This window comes from Chitinophaga sp. YIM B06452, assembly GCF_039655965.1.
Lineage (GTDB): Bacteria > Bacteroidota > Bacteroidia > Chitinophagales > Chitinophagaceae > Chitinophaga.
This window is the reverse complement of record NZ_JAWLKY010000003.1, coordinates 386220-403548: the sequence shown is the minus strand read 5'-3', so window position 1 is coordinate 403548 and position 17329 is coordinate 386220. Positions and strand designations below refer to the sequence as shown.

The window sequence follows — 17329 nt, the reverse complement described above, 5'->3', positions numbered from 1 at the left end:
TGCTGCTTTTTTCGAAAGCAGCATTCTCTTCTTCCATTTTACAAACTGAAATTTCAAATATCCGTTTGGTACATTGTTTTGTCAATCAGATTAATATCCTCCAATAGCTACGAATACGAATGATAGAAAAACGTTGGTTCGAAACAATATATTGATGTCACCCAATAAATTGAATGATCTAAGTTCCAAAATATATTCTATGGCGCAAGAGAGAGCAAGCTAAATGTTTTTATAAAACAGTGCTAAACGTTCTTGAAATTATAAATCCCCAAAACAATGAAAAGCTTAAATTTTTCTATTCCCCTTGTTATCGCCGCTTTAACAGTAGGCATAACATTTGCCACTCACGCAAGTACGCTCGCTGGTAAAATAGTTACTGGATGCTGGACAGCGAACAGCCTCACCATCCAGGTACGTGATCTCGCAAACCCAAGTAGCCCAACCGCGAGCGAAATATTTTCACCTGTACATGATGTTACCAGTTGTGCTACTGTTGACGATCAAGTTTTTACAAATAGTAAAACTTTCTTACGGGCTGCTTCCGGCTCACCTATATCCCAATCTTGTGATTTAATTTCAAACGTCTTCTGCTGTTTGACTATACAGGAAATTGCAAATCCTAATAATCCTTTGTATGCCGATGTGCCCTTCATTAACCTGGGAGACGGTAACAAGAAATACGAAATCACCGAAGTTAGGTGCCATCCATAAACGCTCGGCATATTTAGACCATAAGGCTCTCTCGTAAGGCTATTCACTTTTCCTTTTAACAAATTTAAACTTGTGCAGTCGATTCATACTTTTCCGGATACTCCGATATCGACAGATCCTAAGTTTTATTTCGAACCAATCGCCAGTTCAACATCAACTTTTCTATTCTCCTATCGACCTATAATAATGGACTGCTATTCCAACTTTTTATTATCAATAATTTTTAAGGAAATGGAAATGGTTTGCTAAGGTTACATACCTAAAAATAGTTTACCATGAAAGCTATATCTATGCCGGCAATGACGGCCATTTTAGTTATCATAGAATCTTTTGTCGTGAACTCTCAGGTATTTAACAGTAAGATTGTCACAGGATGCTGGAGTGGGGAGACCATAACAATTCAGGTACGCGATCTCATTAACCCTGGCACACCTTCTTCCTGGGAGATCTTCACCATCGTAAACGACGTTACAACGTGCTCCGACGCCGATGAAGCAGTTTTCTGGTGGAATAGAGAATATTTGAGAGCAATCGTTGCTCCCAACCAGGAACTGGGTTGTGATCTGGTAAATGAGAATTTCTGCTGCGTGACCTTGCAGGAGATTAGTTTACCTTCAGACCCACTTTATAGCGATGTTCCATATATAAATTTGGGAGATGGAAATAAAAAGTATAAGGTGATCGAAGTCCGGTGCAGGCCCTAGTCCGTCAAAGCGACAACGCCGATTCAGGATGGCTAGATAGCAACTCATGACGATAACAATAATTCCGTTCAATATGAAAATGGGTGTCATCAATATTAGATATATCGCTGCAGCTATCGCTTTAACAGGTTCTATTTCAACTACAATTGGCAATGGTAGAGAAAGGCTAATTTCGGGTTGCTGGGTTGCTGATTCTATTACACTACAGGTGAGAGATCTTGCAGATCCCGGTTCTCCAACGCCCAAAGAAATATTCTCCCCAATACAACACATTACAAAATGCAGTGATCTAGAGAACCAGATATTCTCGAATGAAAAATTCTATGTCAGAAAGTTGAGGGGTGACCTCGAAAAAATAACTCCAGGCGATCTTTTAAACGGGGTTTTCTGCTGCCTGATCATCCAGGAGATAGACTCCAGCTCGAGCCATGCTTACAAAGACCTACCGGCAATTAACATTGGAGAGGGAAATAAAAAATACAGGGTTATGGAAGTACGATGCCATTAACAGCTTTTCCCTCCTTCATAGCTGAGATTAAATTTGGAGGGGTGGACTAGCTTTGGCCACCCCCTGAATTAGCTAATTCCATACCCTCGGCAGGAATTGCGCATTGATGCAAAATATGATTCCAGGGTATAAATAGTTAACCTAAAATGATAAAGAATTATAGTTTTCCGATATCTTTCCGGGAAAGCACTAAAACTTTTTTTGAGATCTGAGACCATTTTAAACCTAATCCAAATTTAGTAAGAGATTGATTTATTGCCTCAATGGACCGTCCTTCAAAAGTTACTTCAAGATCAAATCTCCCACCGACATTCGTTTTATCCACAATAGGCGTACAATGACACTTCTTACCGTTATTGATTATCTCATTGAGCCCGTCTGTCAATGATCGGCCGTTTCCATTTTTCATTCTAAAATTCAAATCATTCATTTCTACAATTGATTCATCGTCATCAATATCCTTGTAAATTTTAAAAGGTAGCTTATCGCTTATTATTATTAATTCAAGTGACTGAAGTATGGTATCCTTCATTTCGGCGACAATTGACAATTTCTCTTCCAGATCCATCTGGAGCGCCTTTCGTAATTTCAGATCATTAATAATATTGGCAAGGCTATCAGAAAAGATAAGGTAGTCGTAAGTAGTCTCCAGCTCCCAGGTATCGAACCCATGTTGATAGGCAACACATGGCTCCATAATATACATCAAAGTTGGATCACTGGATACTATATCGGTCCCCGATGATATTCCCTGCGTGCCGTATGCCAACAGGTAAAATGCAATTAATGGGCGATTCCACATTTCCGCACCGATCACTTTATTGCCGTCCAGGATCATTCTCCTGTTAGTTTTACCCAACATGTCCGGATTGGACTTTTTCAACCTCGAGTTATACTTAAAATCGCCGATGGATTTGGCGGGCTTTTTATCAATAAAAAAACGTTTTGTACTTTTTAGAAACTCAAGATCTTTGGACATATTATAACTCCAAAAATTCCCATTAATGTAACTCGCGATTGTTGAATCATTAAAATGCGAAGGAGGAACTGCGGCATCTAATTTTCTCTCCGGGTCCACCCATATGTAGTATGGAACTGCCGGCAGCGGAAGTAACCTCTTTAACATGGAGTCTTCCACCGCAAAGATAAGCTTAGAAGTATTGATATTCCTATATTTTTCTCTTAATTTCTTAAAGTCGGAAAAGCTGTCATCAGTAATGGCAATAATAACAAGTTCCTCTTGATATTTTTGTCGCAATTGATCAACCTTTGGAAACCCGGCAATACAGGAAGAGCAGGTCTTATCCCAATAGTCGAATACCACCTTCTTTCCTTTAAAATCTGACAGTTTTCTATGAACGATACGATTCCCCTCTGCTAATTTTAACGGGATATCCGGCATGATCTGACCCGTTTCAAGGACCGGTTCCTGATACTGCGCATTCGCGGCAAATACGGGAATCCACAGACTGATATTGATGATGATAGCTATAAATTTCATGGTTGGATATTTTTACGGGAGTAATTGACTGATTACGGCATGAAGATTTTCTGAAAGCAATTTTTCGTTATTGGTGTTTAAAGCGTTGTTGGCGGTAAACATCATTTTCTTAACAATCTTCCCCTCCTGATCCAGCAGGATGTACGCAGGAATGGCACTAAGGGAAAAAATATTTTGACCAGCTGCATCTACATTATCCAGGGTCTGTATCCAGGGTACATTTTCCTCCCCTACGGCCTTTTTCCAGTGCTCGATTTTTTTGTCAGTTGATACACCTACAATACCAAATCCCTTCTTTGCGAAATCCTGGTAGACTTGTTTCATCCCCGGTATTGCTTTCCTGCAAGGGCTGCACCAGCTGGCCCAGAAATCGAGTAATGTGTATTTGTTTGCTTTAGCCAGCTGCAGTATACTGACTTCCTCTCCTTTCAGGTCGGTGACTTTAAAATCCAACAGCGTGTTCCCAATCTGAATTAATTTGGAGATCGAGTCAGTTTTAATATTTTTCCCCAGCTGTTTGCCCCAATAACTGGACTGAATGTGGGGCTCCAGGTGCGTGTAGAGTTCCAGTACCTCTCTGGAATCCGCCAGCTGCCGGAGGGTATTTATGGCATATGGAGCGAAGAACGACGTGGAGTATGCTTTTGTAAACTGCACCAAACTTGTCAAGTTACCCCGGTTGATGATGGAATCGGAGATTTTCATCCAGGCTTCATAGACTCTTTGCGATGGGGAACCCGAAAGTCTGAGTTCCTTAATGCTTGAAAGATCCCCTTGCAGCGTTAATCGTTTGTTTTCCAGCCATAATGCGTTACTATATTTTTTTGTGACGGCAGTATCGAAGCATAGAAAATAAAAATCCGCCCCGTCCACTTCGCCTTCCATTTTAAATGTATTCCCACTGGAAATGGCCTGATTAACGGTATCTCTATTGGCAGTAATCAACGTAACCGTCGTCTTATCCGGCAACCCGGTAATAGCAGCTTCCAGTAAGTACCCGGATGACTGAGCAGAAGCAATAGTCCCATAACAAAGCATGGCTACGGAAAGAATGTTGTTTTTTATATTCATGTTTTAATTAATATATATTCCATACTGCGGTATTTTCGCATGGAAATTGGTTTTAGATTAAATATTTTCATAATGAGTATTTCCGATAAAGGTGCATGGCAGTCTCTTATAATGACGCAGCTCCAATCAAAATGGGGGAAAAGGAATCAAAATATTTTCAAATATTATTGACTATCATTCAGTTATAAATTAATAGTAATAAAACTCCAGCAATTTTTGGGTGCGGCCAGGCTTCGCCAGGTCTAATAAAGGGGGCAGCGACCTCTGATCGGCAGGATCGTAAAAAAGGTAGAGGATAATTTCTTTATTCTATCTACCAGGTCTTTCAAGCCTGCGAATGTTCGATCAAAATGCCACATACAATACAAACAGAATACATTGTGCTTCTAAGAGAAAAACTCCACGTATCAACTTTCCAAAATTCTCTAAAAAAAAACAAACATTGTTTTACCCCTTTTTTTCAATAATCTCATCTTACTAATATACAAGCGTAAATAAGGTGCATGACATGAATCGTGTGCAAATTCTCGAAGGATGGATATCTCTTTGAAAAGACTGCCTGGGATCCTGCAGGTATGAATGTTAAAGAGCTGCAAATACCTTCCTTTAAAGTGCCTGATAAAGGGCATTGCCTTGTGAATGCACCAGAGTACGGAGTGATATTGAAAATAGTGGCTTATGCCTTGAAATGATTACTGGAATAAGAAGACAACTCCAGTAAACAGGCTTAACGCCTATCCGGATGGAAGTGATTTTTATACGTGGATCTTCCTCCCCTTGCATAGACCAAAAACGGCACAATGAATAATAACACAGAGCTTTACTCCCTGGAGGTTGTACGACAGCTATTCCTTCGGCAGCTTGCTGGCGAAAAATTAAACCACTCTGATGAATTGTATCTACATAGCGCCTGCGAAATAAAACATTGTAAAAAAATGTGTGAGGAACTGAAAGAGATATATACATCACCAGACATGCTCGCACTTTTACGTGAGCGCCCTAATTCTGCGAGGTGGGACGAGATAGTGGAAAGACTGATGGGGAAAGATCAAGAAATAACATCCGTTGACTTTCTAAAGCCTGTCATCGCTTTATTTCGACCCATATGCAATTATTTTAAAAAAACCAGCAGTGTGCCTGAATCGATCAACGAAAATCAGTTACACTCTTAATATTTACCTTCTTTTTGATAATAACATGGATGTATGTGGAAGCGTATGTTCATACGCTTCCCCTTTAAAAAACAACAAAATTCGAACTCTAATAAATATTATAAATTTCTCATTTAATGGTTAGGCCGGAAATGCATGTCTATGCATTTCAACCATAAATCATAGGACTTCATACACCTACTTTTTATAAATTAACTTTAAAAAGCTTCAAGGTGATTTCTTTCAGACTCAAACCACCCATTCAATATAACATCGATGATATATTCGATATTTCTTAGTGCGCTCAGATGGCTAGACAAATTCCTGGATAAGGAACCTAAAGATAAAACAGAAAGTAAATGCACACATAGCCTTCATGAGATTATTGATGATTTCTGTAAGAGCCTATCGCCCTTTGATATCACATTCGTGTCGATTCACATTACAGGAAATGAAAGTATACTCTTCCAAACAACTGACACTTCATTTTTTGAACAAAAAAACAATGATTATTGCCTTCAATATTACAAACCGGAGCAGTCAATAGTTATACATGTCTACTTACAAGGCTACTATACGAATTAGACCATTGCTTTGATAACGTATATGAATATTAAAAATGCGCTCCAATATATATTCGACCTTAACTGTAATTCTGAACTGCAAACCCAGTAGTACAAATGTTAATTCTGCCCTTGGAAGATGGGGCGAATTACACATCCGACAAGCTGGCCGGCATTATAAGATGCCGGCCTTTTTTTAGGGTGGGGAGGTGTTCAAGAGCAAAAACCTATTTTTTTCTATTGTATTGCCGGGCAAGCTTGCCCGGCTTTCCCCCAGAGGCAACTTACAGGTTGTTCATCTAAATCTCCCTTCATTCTTTGTTGCAGAAAAACAGAAAGCTACCGGACTGTGCCATCTTCCGAATAGTGTACCGCAGCGCGTGTTTTTATGGCACCACTTCCGTTCGTTTTTTTATATTGCCAGCGACGGTACCAGGTTGCATTTTCCAGCCATTGCGCCAACTATGTATTGATTTTTTATATTGGAAATGTAGATTGATAGTTTGGGAAATCCCGGGCCGAGCCCGTTTTTCTACTATGTGTCCCCCTGAAATTGTTAATCGGTAGTTATAAAATCAGCTCAGGGACACAAATTTGTTTGGATTTTGGCTAAATTTTGTAGTATTGCTAAAAATATTAGCAACATGAGAGCGATTGAAAAGCCTGTGCAGGACCAGGTAAAGAGCCATTTTGCCCGCAAAATCCCTTTTTTTGACGGCTCTGTTAATGCTGGATTCCCCAGTCCGGCTCAAGACTATCATGAGGAAGAAATTTCAGCGGAGGAACTACTCGGATTAACGCCTACATGTTACCTCAATAAAGTAAATGGCCCATCGATGGAGGGCGCGCACATACCTCACGGAGCTGTTCTCGTTGTGGATCGGGCTAGAAAGCCATCTTCAGGGGATGTTGTTGTAGCCTTATTGAACAACGAGTTTGTAATAAAACGCTTCGTAAAAACCCCGGCAGGATTGGTTTTGCATCCTGAGAATGCAAATTACCAGCCTTATCTTATAAAAGGCGACGATCAGTTTCAAGTTTGGGGCGTCGTTAAGAAAGTAGTTATCTCGTTATGATCGCCTTAGTTGATTGTAATAACTTCTACGTCAGCTGTGAACGGCTATTCCAGCCCCATCTCCGCGGCCGCCCGGTCGTCGTGCTGAGCAATAATGACGGGTGCGTCATATCACGTAGCGAGGAAGCGAAAGCTTTAGGCATCGAAATGGGCGCGCCAGCCTTTTTGATGGAAGATTTTCTGACGGTTCATAATGTCGCTGTGTATTCTAGTAATTACACGCTGTATGGCAGCCTTTCCGACCGGGTAATGAGTGTGCTGCAAGAGTACTGTGGAACGGTCGAGATCTACAGCATTGATGAAGCTTTCCTTTACCTGGGCGACATGCCCGATCTTAACCTGGAACGTTATGCCGCTGATCTACGCCAGGCGGTTGCCGCCGTAGGCATCCAAGTGTCCGTTGGGATAGCACCAACGAAGACGTTGGCGAAGATGGCGAACCGGTTCGCCAAAAAAACAAAGAAGGACACTGGCCTACATGTTTTGGATACTCCGGAAAAGATCCACGAAGTGCTGGAATATACTCAGGTGGCTGACATCTGGGGGGTTGGCCCGCAATATGCATCCCTGCTTCAACGCCACGGTTTTACTACGGCCGCAGCGCTGGCCGGAGTGTCGGCTGAATGGGTGCGAAAGAACATGACCACGGTAGGCCTTCGGCTCTGGAATGAGCTGCATGGAATGCAGTGCATAGAAATGGAAACCGGGGTGCCGGATAAAAAAAACATTTGTGTCGCCCGGTCATTTGGCCAGCTCCTCAGCCGGCGGGAAGATGTAAAAGAGGCTTTAGCGAATTACACCGCAATCGCAGGGCGGAAGCTGCGTAAGCAGGGCAGCTGTTGCCGTCGTATTCAGGTATTCATCCAGACAGCCATTTACAGGCTTCAGGATCGCCAGCTAAGGCATGCCACCACAATGGAACTTCCAGTTGCCACTGCCAGTACTGCAGAGTTATTGCACTTTGCGGAAGAAGCGTTAAGCCGGATATGGCGCGACGGGTATAAATTCAAAAAGGTGGGCATCCTCCTTCTCGACCTGATCCCCGCCGGCCAGGTTCAATTCGGACTCTTCGACCAGGTGAACCGTAGCAGGGACGAAAAGTTAATGAAAGCTATGGATTGCATTAACCAGGCTTTTGGTAGGCAAGACCTAGTGAAATTTGCCGCGCAGGGGTATGGCCGGAAATGGAAATTGCGCCAGGAACGGCTCTCACCGTGTTACACAACCCGATTATCCGATATTTTAACAATCAAAATATGAGGGAGATAGGATACCGGGTAACTTTTAGTCAGGTAAAAAACGTTGTGGTGAGTGAGGTCAGCGGCGCGGGAGGTGTTTGGTATGTCTACATAGACAATTATTACCAGGGCCCGGTCTTCAAGAGGCGTGGAGAATGGGTATTTGAACCACAGCTTCCAAAAGATTGGCTTTGGGAGGATATGCTTATAATAACGCAGCTAGTCGCCGAAGCTACAGGAGAGTAACCAGGCAGGATTTTTTAACCGCCAAAGTCGAGAATTTTTCACCTCTCGCGATTTTCATAACCCCGACATTCACTTTTGAGCCACCTGATCACCATATTCAGCTGACGCTATACTCGAAAGGGGAACCTTCGTAGGCCCCTGGCCATTTTATTTTCACTCCTGTCACTTGATGTTATAGGATCATTCATTTAGCAACGCATCCTCATAGGATTACCAGTGTTCTTCCTAGCCGCAGGTAGAGTTAATTGCAATAAAAGCAATTGAATCTCAACCATGCATCCTTTATTTTATTTAGTTGGTCAACCATTTCCGGATGAGCGATACATCAACGTTGAGTTTGGCGCTGTCATTGATTTTAAGGATACCACCTTTGATCTGAATATCTTCATCGATGGCCCAAGCAGCGCTGAAATAGCAGCTATCCAGTCCGGTGCATTCACCTATGGACTATTCGACAAAGACAATATTCCAATTTTAACGCTGGAGTTCAATGGATTACTATTTGATTGTTCATTCAATATTCTGAAGTTAAACGAAGCTGATTGTGAAAAATGGCTGGCCAGCAGGGACAATGCCATGAACATTTTTGTGGTAGACTCATACAACTACCAATTGATGGCGATCAGAAGCGTCGGGCTGCATTTAACATTCATCGATGAATTAAAAAAGACGCTGGCTGCCCAGAAATCACACTTTCAACACATGCATGCGGTGGATCATCACATAAGGAGAATAACTCAACAGCATAGCCTGACTGATTTAAACCGCCTTTCAAAGAAGTTTAGAATAGGCTAATTAGTTTTTTAGTCGTCCTTTTAAATGATGGTGGCGAGATGCCGAATGATAAAAAAGTAAGCCACCGCGGTACAGGCCACCTTTAAATAAAACATGATCGTGATGGGCCATGATATACCGTTGGGCGCTTCAATGTCCTTCGCAAAATCAGCCCGATAGCCGGCACGTTTCCATTGTCCGTACTTGTGCTCATAAAACCGGTCCCATGCGATCCCGCCGAATACATATTGCAACAGGTCCAGCGACAGCGACAATGCCAGGAAAAACAAAGGCAGGTTCAGCAAGCCCGTTATAAGCGGGCCATCCTGGTCCGGCTTTTTGAAAATCCAGATGATAGCGATCCCCCCGAGGGCAAGGCTGCGGTTGGAACTGCTGGCCTGTGTCGAATAGAATCGCGCAAACTCCAGGAAGCCGCTGAGCGGGATCCCTTTGGGGGGAATTTCCGGGGCAGCGGGCGCCCCGGCGCCGGTCCCATTGCCGGAAATGCGCCGGGCCAGCAGTTGAACGGTTTTGTCGGCCACCGCCTGCTCCATAGATGCCATCTGCCCGGCGATCAATTGCTGTACTTCTTCTTTTGTCAGGCTCGCAGGCGCTGGACTGTGCTGTTCTTCCATAGCGAAGGTAATTTAGTAACCGATATCATCCGAGTCCCCCATTGCCGCCACTACGAGGGCTGGCGCTAGACCTTTTCCTGCCAGCTGCTTTCTTTTTAGGAGCAGCCCTCTTGGCGGCCGCTTTCTTTTTGGGAGCAGCCCTCTTGGCAGCAGCTTTCTTTTTGGGGGCGGCTTTCTTTGCGGCCGCTTTCCTTTTTGGGGCAGCCATCTTTGCCGCTGCTTTCTTTTTGGGGGCCGCTTTTTTCGCCGCCGCCTTCTTTTTCGGTGCGGCCTTCTTTGCGGCCGCTTTTTTCATTGTAGCCATACTGGTTCTGTTTAAAATATGTTTTTGTCGCCCGCTGGCTGTTGCCGGCAGGTAACGGAGCAATGGATCACTGTTTTACGACCAGGCGATAAATGCTTGTCGTTATACGGTTTTGATTGGTCCCGGAAGAAAAGGCCACTTCGACCACGTGTGAGTTATCCAGGTCGCGGGTGTCGGTATAATACTGCAGGCTGATTTTACCGGCAGAATCGCTCCGGTTGCTTACCAGTCCCGCAAAACGGCCAACGTCCACCGTGTCAGTCCCCCGCAGCTGGTATGCTCGTGCCGATATACTACGGGCGAGGCTTACAGCTCCTCTTGTTTTTCGCAGGTAAACAGAAAACGTCACAAAGGAGTTGCTCGTCGTATCCGCCATGCTTTTATCTGCCTCCACCAACAAGGTGTCCGGTAGCGATGGTGCCAATGTAATAGAAAAGTGGCGGGCATACTGAACGTCGTTGTTGAGGAATACCGAAAGGGAATACGTGCCCGGTACCAGGCCTGCACGTAGATGGGCTGTGGCCTCATCATCCTTCAGGAACAGTTTGCCCTCGCGAAGCCCAAGCACCATGCCGCCAGCGGCAGCATAGTCAAACTGGAAAAAGGCAGAATCTGCCACACTGTTAAGGCGGCAAAGAATGGGCACACTGTCCACACCGTTGGCAAGCGGGCCTGGGGGCGGGCTTACAGTGACCGTCAGGCTGTCATTGAGCGTGATCTTCATCAGGTCGCCATCACGGTCGGTCTCGCAGGCCGCCCAGCAGAGAAATAAAAGCCCAAGCAGGAAGCTTGATAAATACCTATACATAAGCAAATCGGTGTGTGCGTGGTTCAGGACCGGAAACATGCGGTGCCGTTACAACAAATTCTAAGGAGACTTCGCCCAGGGGGCCAGGTAGATCGCCGTCCTCGATCAGGATAAATTCCAGGCCTACATCGCGGAAATTGTCAATATTCTCAAATACGAGTGCGTCGACATAGCGGCCATTCTCCGTCAGAAATGAAAAGCTGTCCGTTTCGACGATATAGATCGTCACGGTCATGTTGGAAGGGTCATTGGTGCCGTGAGGATAAATAATCGGCAGGAAATAACAGGTCTCCCCTATCCGGATGGCGGGGATCTCATTTTGCAGGTCGTCATCACTAAAGACCTTTGGTGGATAAGGTATCGAGAGGTAACTCATGGTTTTGGGATTTTATTGAATGATCTTTAAGGCTTTGCCAACATTGGTAAGTCCGCCCAGCAGATCAGCATCTACGGTCAGCGAAACACAGATCTTGCCCGCTATAGACCGGTCGTCGACTGCCGGGTCATATGCTTTGCGAAAATAGAGCGCGCTGCCCACATTGATCTGCAATGCGCGGTTCAAACGGTGTCCTACACCGATCATCAGGTCATTGCCGCTACCCAGCAAGGGCTCATAGCGTTTACCGTTGGCGTTGCTCTCGTAATAATTGTGGATGATGCCAATGGTCAGGCAGGTGCTTTTCAACGCATAGATCAGTGGGTGATCCCTGTAGTTCCTTAAGGGTACTCTCTTCTTTACCGGCAGCAGGTACACGTTCACGCCGTACAACGCAAAAAAGTTGCGGAAGCCGCCATTGTAACCCACCCCGGCATTCAAACCGATATAAGGAGAGCTGCTGCTGGCCATATCAATGCTTACCTCGTCTTCAAAAGAGATCTGCTCGGCGACATAATAATCTGCAATCAGGTCCGGGAGTGTTGATTCGAGGTTTGCCTTTGTTCGCAAGGCGGCCATATACTTCAGTACACTGGAAAGATAAATATTGATCAGTTCTCGAAGTCCTAATAGGGTGGCGTCGAAATGTGTCGGTTTTTGGCCAGGCTTAAATTCTGTTTGTTCCAGTGCGGTAAAATAGTTGTACAAGAAGTTCAAGAAAGCAGTGTCATGGACCTGGCTCGGTTCCAGGAACCGGCCGTTAAACGATCTGCCGCCATCAAGGATATCGTCAACGGCCAATTGATCGCGCAGAATTGTCTGCAGGTACGTTTTAAAATTGCGGATCGTATGCCCGGCAAATCTTTTGTCGACGGTATCAATCTGTCTGTCAAGGATCTTTTTACCATTTTCAGTCAGCATGGCCGGGTTTGTCGCGGCGTCCAGCAGGGAAGCAAGCTGGGGCTGGGGATGAGTGAGCATGGAGTCAAGTTCCTTTCGTACCGCGGTACTGCTCTTAAAATCGCGAATGCGATTATACCCGTCTCTTAGCAGGTCGTTAACCTGTTGCCTGATAGCGCCCAGCCGGAAGATGGTATCACGGTTGTCCAGCATATCTATTTCAACGGGTAGGCCGGGCCATTTCTCGATTTTAAAATAATGTTTTTTTGATAGGGCCACTTTGATGGCATTGTCAATCTTGCGTTCCAGTGATAATAATTGTTGGCTTGAAAAATCTTGCCGGGTGCTATCCAGGAAGGAACGGATATTGCTTGCGATAACTTTTTTGATGCTTGCTTTCAGTTTTTCATCTTTCAGCGAGGAATAGATCAGGAACGTGAACGTATAGGTATGATTAGCCGTCACACCTTCGCAATCCACGGTAAAGGTGACACTATCTGGTTTAACGAGGGTGATCATTGGTGCAGAGTTCCCCCGGAACCGCTTATTCACCCAGAAAGCATGCTCCCCTTCTTTGAGTTTGTACCGCAATTCAACAGCTTCTGCGCCTTTCCACTTGGAGAGGTCCCCTGTGATCCGGAACGGCTCATCGTAGGGTAATACCTTGTCAAAGGATTCAGAAATCAGATTAACAGTTAATACCTCCTTCTTAAATACCTGCGCATGCGCAAGGGCGCAACCAAAAAGAAGAAAAAGCGTTAAATATTTGGTCATATAGGGATGCTTTCATCTTAAGATGCAGGAGTTCAATTCAAGAAATGGAAAATAATTTTTGCACGTTGGGGTGCGCGCCGGCAATGGGGCATTATGGAATTAAAAATAGTAATTTTTTGAATACAAAGTATAGAACGTAAATTTTTAATCACAGTAAGGCATAAAACTAAATGAATACACTAGTTATCCTGAAAATATGAACGTGGCGTAGTTAGAATAAATAATAACTCAGCCCAAATGCAGAACGGTGGGCTTTGATTGCGCAACTACGTAATTCCAGTTACCACAGGAGCATTTCCAAAAAATGCCGGTTATCCTACTACGCTGGGCCATCCTGGGCAACGTCTTAAAAGATCTGACCAGCGACCGGCCCCATAGGGCCGGTCGCTCCCGGGCTTTGGCAGGCCAGCTCAAACATCTTTGCGCCCGATGCATGCAACTTTATTTGTGCCTTCGGTCCCATAAAATAGCATCCTATATCTGGCTGATTTCACCAGCGTTGAGCAAATGGCCTTGCTGCTTCTGTTCAACGCTGGTGACCACTTACTAATCCACCATAAGGGGTTGCAGCCGGTAAGTCGCCAGATTGAGGAAAAATCCCCTGACATCGGACATGCCCTGCCGAAATAGTTTCCAAAGCAGTGAAGTACCTAGCGTAGCCAGGGATGGATTGATAAAAAGGTCCTGTTTGGTAAGTGCAACAGGTAGGGAGCAGCTTGGGCTGTCATCCTCCTGCGTGGATTGTGCCAGCAGTTCACGATATTCATCGGTCAGCAGGGGCAATGTTGCTACGGGCCGGTATTTTTTCGACGCGGGCTGTTCTATTTCGCCAACGGTTGATAATATGACCTGCCCCGTATACTGACTGTTGCCAAAATCAAGGTGATACAGCGGCTGGTGGGCGTGGTGCCCTGCCTTTCCTCGAATATCTTTCAAAATGTCGATGATTTCGAGTCGGGGTCTTACTTTGTCCACGCATGTAATAGTTACGCTGGCCAGTGCGCGATAGCCGATCCTTGACAGGGTATCATACCCAAAGGAAAAATCGAAGGCTTTCCAATCGGTGCCCATGCTGCGATTAATATTGTTGACCAGCAGCCCTGCTTTATTTAACCCGATCTCTCCTTTCAAAAATCCGCGCCCTACATTGGCGGCGCTGACGGTATCTTCATCAAACACGTATACGCTCATACCGGGATGGCCAAAGGATAACAAGGCATAATGAATGCGGGCCAGTTCGTCCAGAACCCGGCTACCGGTGCCTCCACATCCGATCAGGTTCACGCGAACCGGGTTAGTGGGCTGCAGCAGGCCAGCGGGTGTAAAATGCATTTTCTTTTTTGATGCTTGTTTCATGTTAAAATATTGAAAAGAGTTTTACCCATACTTTTTAATGAACCCTCCGGGAATGGCGTACCGGAGCCGACCAGTTTCTTCCATAGCTGGACGATATTACCTTTAACGGGGCTGGCCGAGCCATTCACATGGCTGAAATAACTCCGCCAGAAGGTTTGCTCCCAACCGGCCATGAACCGGTTCAAGGTGGGAGCAAACCCTTCCGGTTCTACAGTACCCATACAAACCGAACCATTGTTGTACAGGTTAAAAAATGGGGCATGATACAACGGTGTTTTTGCTTGCGGCTTGTCCTTCCCTAAAAATGCAAACACTTGCAGCGCTTTCGGTGTGGCCTTCCAGATGAGGCCCGGTACATAAGCCTTTCCGTTGGGAATGCCCAATTTTTCGATGAATAGCAAATTCACTTCCTGCGGAGGTGTATACCAGATCACCATGCCTTCCCCTATGGGGGAGAGATATAATACGTTTTCCGGCAGTAAACCCTCCGGGCATAAAAAGCCTCGCTGTAAAGCGTACTTTACATCCAGCATCCTCGACAACCTGCTGGCCTCGTCCACAGAGAGTGGACGGGCATTGACCGGCCTGCCATGATCATTGAAGTCATAGGTTTCAACGTATAGCTCCGGGGCATGCGTCCGTGATTGGTAAATGACCATGGCACATGCCGGAGCAAAAATGTTTTTAAACGCTTGTGTGATCTCTTTCATGGCAATTCATATAAAAAGGTGGAAAGATCGGCGATCAATGAAAACAACCGAACACAGAAATCCTGATCGTGGAAAACGGCAGCTTGCGGGCTGTTGAATACCTGGTAATTCACCGGCTCGTCAATGGCGGAGTTGTTTTCCAGATCGCAGTTGACGTAGCTTTCGAGTTGCTCGGCCAATGCGCCCCTGCTGCTCCAATAAAAAGAAAGGTATTGATCCAATGTAGTGACATAATAATTGTCATCTTCCGCGAGTTCTTCATCCCGGTCGGGGATGAGGCCGAAGATGGATTGGGTTGGATAATCTGCATACAGGCTGAGTGCTGCCTGCGCAATTTTTCGCAGTTGCCTGTCCCCATTGCTTTGGGGCCGAAAAGTCTTTACCCGCCGTTCAAATGCCTGCAAATGGGCGACTTCACGCATTTGTGCCATCATCTGTTCACCAATCTTTTCCAATTGGTCCATCTCCGCTAATTCCTCGGGATAATTCTGTTCGCCGTCCCCGGTTTCCGTATCATCCATCCACTGTCGGATGCTGGCGTATGCGCCACAGACATAATCCATCCCGCCAGTAAAGGTGGGCACCATCACCACTTGGAGCAGGTAGGCGCAGATAGACAACAACAAGCCCACTTGCTTAGACAGCCCCTGCTGTTCCAGCAGATAAATGGGTTTAACAGGGATATAGTAGAGTGTCCAGTTGGTGTCGTAAGGTACAGTAGTGACCAATGCCACCTCATTACCTGTTATGGCGTAGATGCGCAGACTCAGATTTCCCGTTTGGCGGGAAAGCACCTCTTTGGCATGTTCATAGGCCAGTGTAATGTTGAGCGGGTAGGTAATACCGGTGACATCTCGTGGCGTAAAACCGTACAGTTCTGCCAGATGGTGGAGCGAAGCAAAAAAAGATCGCTCCACGCCCATCCGCTGCTGATGCAGCAGCGGATGGTAAGGCATGACCGGGGTAAAAGCATGCTTTAAAAAATTTTGGTCAGCAAAGGCAGCGGAGCCGTCGCCAGTTTTTCGATGGTTACAGCCGCCGCGTCTTTGGGCCGGTTTAACATGTCGAGCATATCTGAAAATTTTTGATACATGGTCCATTCGGATGAATATTTATTGAGCTTACGAATTCGTGCCTGTTTTTTTGTTTTCATAATTTCCCTATTTATCCTTTGGTGCCGAGCGTTGGAACAAACTGGTAGATGACCTGATCATTATCAATCTTCGGCCCGACAATTTTAGCTGTCGTAAGTTCCGGGTAATTGTTGGCATAAAAATTCAACACGTCCTCCGGGCTGAGATCGCCGCCGATCTCCGGTAATTCGATGGCCTTGCCTTTCAGCTCCATTTTGAATATGCGCGGCATTTCATTGATGATAAGTTCCATATTGATACATTATTAAAGGTTAAAACATAGACAACTGCCCGTGCAGGCTACGGAGTTCTTCATGTAGAGATTTGATCTCGGCTTCATGCTCGGGGAAATCCGCAGCCTTGGGCAGCTGACCAATGGCCTCCCCATATTTCTTCTGCTCCCTGAGTTGCTTTACTTTGTCAATTTGTGTCTCGTACTTCTTTTTGCGTTCAGTCTGCTCTTTGGTTTCTTTGTCTTTCTGGTCTTTTTCCATCCGGGATTCGGTGCGGTTTTTTTCCAGCGCTTTGTCATACGCTTTCAGGTTGGTGATCAGTTCGACGGTTTTTTGTACGGGTTTGGCAATCGTGGCAAAAAAACCTTCATCCAACATCGCGGGGGTGCCGGTTAACACCAATGGCACCGCCGGAATATCGGATTGCCGCTGACCGTTCTCCCCGGTCAGCATGATAGAAACCTTCATTTGATCACCGCCATTGGTTTTGACCACTATCTGAAGGTTACCCTTTGGTAAAAGCTCATATATAGACTGAAAAAAATTAGCGGTTTGCAT

20 protein-coding genes are annotated in these 17329 nt (G+C 45.2%); 8 read left to right on the top strand and 12 right to left on the bottom strand.

The window, feature by feature from the left end; translation table 11 throughout:
* Nucleotides 1-276 precede the first annotated feature (276 nt).
* The 3 genes from R3I13_RS18500 to R3I13_RS18490 all read left to right on the top strand — a co-directional run bounded on the left by R3I13_RS18500 (nt 277) and on the right by R3I13_RS18490 (nt 1923).
* Nucleotides 277-711 carry a hypothetical protein gene (locus tag R3I13_RS18500; protein ID WP_346319446.1) on the top strand — a complete coding sequence of 145 codons (435 nt, stop codon included), beginning with the start codon at nt 277-279 and terminating at the stop codon, nt 709-711.
* A 275-nt stretch (nt 712-986) separates the two neighbouring features.
* Nucleotides 987-1415, top strand: coding sequence for a hypothetical protein (locus tag R3I13_RS18495; RefSeq protein WP_346319445.1), 429 nt, complete (start codon nt 987-989; stop codon nt 1413-1415).
* Between the two features lie 46 nt (nt 1416-1461).
* Complete coding sequence (locus R3I13_RS18490; protein ID WP_346319444.1) at nt 1462-1923, top strand: hypothetical protein; 462 nt, start codon at nt 1462-1464, stop codon at nt 1921-1923.
* Between the two features lie 157 nt (nt 1924-2080).
* Here the strand turns inward: R3I13_RS18490 and R3I13_RS18485 are convergent, their stop codons facing one another.
* Both R3I13_RS18485 and R3I13_RS18480 read right to left on the bottom strand, forming a co-directional pair.
* On the bottom strand, nt 2081-3424 hold the full coding sequence (locus R3I13_RS18485) for a redoxin domain-containing protein (RefSeq protein WP_346319443.1): 1344 nt from the start codon (nt 3422-3424) through the stop codon (nt 2081-2083).
* A gap of 12 nt (nt 3425-3436) precedes the next feature.
* On the bottom strand, nt 3437-4495 hold the full coding sequence (locus tag R3I13_RS18480; RefSeq protein WP_346319442.1) for a TlpA disulfide reductase family protein: 1059 nt from the start codon (nt 4493-4495) through the stop codon (nt 3437-3439).
* An 800-nt stretch (nt 4496-5295) separates the two neighbouring features.
* Here R3I13_RS18480 and R3I13_RS18475 point away from each other — a divergent pair.
* From R3I13_RS18475 to R3I13_RS18455, 5 genes are all read left to right on the top strand, one after another.
* Nucleotides 5296-5667 (top strand): hypothetical protein, encoded by a 372-nt coding sequence (locus R3I13_RS18475; protein ID WP_346319441.1) that lies wholly within the window; start codon nt 5296-5298, stop codon nt 5665-5667.
* A 1186-nt stretch (nt 5668-6853) separates the two neighbouring features.
* The gene (gene umuD / locus R3I13_RS18470) at nt 6854-7285 is read left to right on the top strand and encodes a translesion error-prone DNA polymerase V autoproteolytic subunit (protein WP_346319440.1); all 432 of its coding nucleotides are present in this window, start codon (nt 6854-6856) and stop codon (nt 7283-7285) included.
* On the top strand, nt 7282-8544 hold the full coding sequence (locus tag R3I13_RS18465; protein ID WP_346319439.1) for a Y-family DNA polymerase: 1263 nt from the start codon (nt 7282-7284) through the stop codon (nt 8542-8544). The genes umuD and R3I13_RS18465 overlap by 4 nt, the downstream gene beginning before the upstream one ends.
* The gene (locus tag R3I13_RS18460) at nt 8541-8768 is read left to right on the top strand and encodes a hypothetical protein (protein ID WP_346319438.1); all 228 of its coding nucleotides are present in this window, start codon (nt 8541-8543) and stop codon (nt 8766-8768) included. Before R3I13_RS18465 ends, R3I13_RS18460 begins: the two co-directional genes overlap by 4 nt.
* Before the next feature lie 273 nt (nt 8769-9041).
* On the top strand, nt 9042-9563 hold the full coding sequence (locus R3I13_RS18455; RefSeq protein ID WP_346319437.1) for a hypothetical protein: 522 nt from the start codon (nt 9042-9044) through the stop codon (nt 9561-9563).
* Nucleotides 9564-9583: 20 nt separating this feature from the next.
* On the opposite strand, the gene R3I13_RS18450 is transcribed toward R3I13_RS18455, so the two are convergent.
* The 10 genes from R3I13_RS18450 to R3I13_RS18405 all read right to left on the bottom strand — a co-directional run bounded on the left by R3I13_RS18450 (nt 9584) and on the right by R3I13_RS18405 (nt 17329).
* A complete protein-coding gene (locus tag R3I13_RS18450) occupies nt 9584-10177 on the bottom strand; it encodes a hypothetical protein (protein WP_346319436.1) in 594 nt (197 codons plus the stop codon).
* A gap of 25 nt (nt 10178-10202) precedes the next feature.
* Nucleotides 10203-10481 carry a hypothetical protein gene (locus tag R3I13_RS18445; RefSeq protein WP_346319435.1) on the bottom strand — a complete coding sequence of 93 codons (279 nt, stop codon included), beginning with the start codon at nt 10479-10481 and terminating at the stop codon, nt 10203-10205.
* A 67-nt stretch (nt 10482-10548) separates the two neighbouring features.
* A complete protein-coding gene (locus R3I13_RS18440; protein ID WP_346319434.1) occupies nt 10549-11289 on the bottom strand; it encodes a hypothetical protein in 741 nt (246 codons plus the stop codon).
* Complete coding sequence (locus R3I13_RS18435) at nt 11282-11665, bottom strand: hypothetical protein (protein WP_346319433.1); 384 nt, start codon at nt 11663-11665, stop codon at nt 11282-11284. The genes R3I13_RS18440 and R3I13_RS18435 overlap by 8 nt, the downstream gene beginning before the upstream one ends.
* Before the next feature lie 12 nt (nt 11666-11677).
* Nucleotides 11678-13339 carry a hypothetical protein gene (locus R3I13_RS18430; RefSeq protein ID WP_346319432.1) on the bottom strand — a complete coding sequence of 554 codons (1662 nt, stop codon included), beginning with the start codon at nt 13337-13339 and terminating at the stop codon, nt 11678-11680.
* Nucleotides 13340-13885: 546 nt separating this feature from the next.
* Nucleotides 13886-14695 carry a PRTRC system ThiF family protein gene (locus R3I13_RS18425; RefSeq protein WP_346319431.1) on the bottom strand — a complete coding sequence of 270 codons (810 nt, stop codon included), beginning with the start codon at nt 14693-14695 and terminating at the stop codon, nt 13886-13888.
* Nucleotides 14692-15405 carry a PRTRC system protein B gene (locus R3I13_RS18420; RefSeq protein ID WP_346319430.1) on the bottom strand — a complete coding sequence of 238 codons (714 nt, stop codon included), beginning with the start codon at nt 15403-15405 and terminating at the stop codon, nt 14692-14694. Before R3I13_RS18420 ends, R3I13_RS18425 begins: the two co-directional genes overlap by 4 nt.
* Nucleotides 15402-16505: a hypothetical protein gene (locus R3I13_RS18415; protein WP_346319429.1), complete on the bottom strand. Its 1104-nt coding sequence runs from the start codon at nt 16503-16505 to the stop codon at nt 15402-15404. The genes R3I13_RS18420 and R3I13_RS18415 overlap by 4 nt, the downstream gene beginning before the upstream one ends.
* 64 nt (nt 16506-16569) lie before the next feature.
* On the bottom strand, nt 16570-16791 hold the full coding sequence (locus R3I13_RS18410) for a PRTRC system protein C (RefSeq protein ID WP_346319428.1): 222 nt from the start codon (nt 16789-16791) through the stop codon (nt 16570-16572).
* A gap of 19 nt (nt 16792-16810) precedes the next feature.
* Nucleotides 16811-17329 (bottom strand): PRTRC system protein E, encoded by a 519-nt coding sequence (locus R3I13_RS18405; RefSeq protein WP_346319427.1) that lies wholly within the window; start codon nt 17327-17329, stop codon nt 16811-16813.

Coding starts and splice junctions, on each gene's coding strand:
- R3I13_RS18460 (WP_346319438.1), top strand. CDS start 8,541: ATGAGGGAGATAGGATACCGGGTAACTTTTAGTCAGGTAAAAAACGTT.
- R3I13_RS18445 (WP_346319435.1), bottom strand. CDS start 10,481: ATGGCTACAATGAAAAAAGCGGCCGCAAAGAAGGCCGCACCGAAAAAG.
- R3I13_RS18415 (WP_346319429.1), bottom strand. CDS start 16,505: ATGGACCATGTATCAAAAATTTTCAGATATGCTCGACATGTTAAACCG.
- R3I13_RS18405 (WP_346319427.1), bottom strand. CDS start 17,329: ATGCAAACCGCTAATTTTTTTCAGTCTATATATGAGCTTTTACCAAAG.
- R3I13_RS18430 (WP_346319432.1), bottom strand. CDS start 13,339: ATGACCAAATATTTAACGCTTTTTCTTCTTTTTGGTTGCGCCCTTGCG.
- R3I13_RS18465 (WP_346319439.1), top strand. CDS start 7,282: ATGATCGCCTTAGTTGATTGTAATAACTTCTACGTCAGCTGTGAACGG.
- R3I13_RS18455 (WP_346319437.1), top strand. CDS start 9,042: ATGCATCCTTTATTTTATTTAGTTGGTCAACCATTTCCGGATGAGCGA.
- umuD (WP_346319440.1), top strand. CDS start 6,854: ATGAGAGCGATTGAAAAGCCTGTGCAGGACCAGGTAAAGAGCCATTTT.
- R3I13_RS18435 (WP_346319433.1), bottom strand. CDS start 11,665: ATGAGTTACCTCTCGATACCTTATCCACCAAAGGTCTTTAGTGATGAC.
- R3I13_RS18425 (WP_346319431.1), bottom strand. CDS start 14,695: ATGAAACAAGCATCAAAAAAGAAAATGCATTTTACACCCGCTGGCCTG.
- R3I13_RS18480 (WP_346319442.1), bottom strand. CDS start 4,495: ATGAATATAAAAAACAACATTCTTTCCGTAGCCATGCTTTGTTATGGG.
- R3I13_RS18440 (WP_346319434.1), bottom strand. CDS start 11,289: ATGTATAGGTATTTATCAAGCTTCCTGCTTGGGCTTTTATTTCTCTGC.
- R3I13_RS18450 (WP_346319436.1), bottom strand. CDS start 10,177: ATGGAAGAACAGCACAGTCCAGCGCCTGCGAGCCTGACAAAAGAAGAA.
- R3I13_RS18495 (WP_346319445.1), top strand. CDS start 987: ATGAAAGCTATATCTATGCCGGCAATGACGGCCATTTTAGTTATCATA.
- R3I13_RS18485 (WP_346319443.1), bottom strand. CDS start 3,424: ATGAAATTTATAGCTATCATCATCAATATCAGTCTGTGGATTCCCGTA.
- R3I13_RS18410 (WP_346319428.1), bottom strand. CDS start 16,791: ATGGAACTTATCATCAATGAAATGCCGCGCATATTCAAAATGGAGCTG.
- R3I13_RS18475 (WP_346319441.1), top strand. CDS start 5,296: ATGAATAATAACACAGAGCTTTACTCCCTGGAGGTTGTACGACAGCTA.
- R3I13_RS18490 (WP_346319444.1), top strand. CDS start 1,462: ATGACGATAACAATAATTCCGTTCAATATGAAAATGGGTGTCATCAAT.
- R3I13_RS18420 (WP_346319430.1), bottom strand. CDS start 15,405: ATGAAAGAGATCACACAAGCGTTTAAAAACATTTTTGCTCCGGCATGT.
- R3I13_RS18500 (WP_346319446.1), top strand. CDS start 277: ATGAAAAGCTTAAATTTTTCTATTCCCCTTGTTATCGCCGCTTTAACA.